This is a genomic window from Chitinophaga sp. GbtcB8 (genome assembly GCF_019091455.1).
Lineage (GTDB): Bacteria > Bacteroidota > Bacteroidia > Chitinophagales > Chitinophagaceae > Chitinophaga.
The window spans coordinates 1-230 of the sequence record NZ_JAGXJN010000524.1 but is presented as its reverse complement, the minus strand read 5'-3'; the positions used below and the strand labels follow the sequence as shown (position 1 = coordinate 230).

The following is a 230-nucleotide window of genomic DNA, read 5'->3' as shown; positions in this document are numbered from 1 at the left end:
ATATTATTACGGCCCAGCTTATTACCCGGCTCAATACCTTTGGGGCTGGTGTTGGCGTAAGAGAAATATGTTTGTGGTTTATCCGTACCTACAGAAAGGGTTACGGAGTTGGTCCAGTTCTGGCCGGTCTGGTAAGAATCATCCAGGTTATCGTGGCCGCCGATGGGAATTGTATTGCCCCAGCTTTGGGTAGGCGTGCCGGCTGTTTGCCCGTAGTTATTCTGGATCTC

1 protein-coding gene is annotated in these 230 nt (G+C 50.4%); it reads right to left on the bottom strand.

Translation table 11 applies throughout. The features are described from left to right. On the bottom strand, positions 1 to 230 hold a 230-nt coding region (locus KVT36_RS32465), incomplete at both ends, for a hypothetical protein (RefSeq protein WP_217607544.1).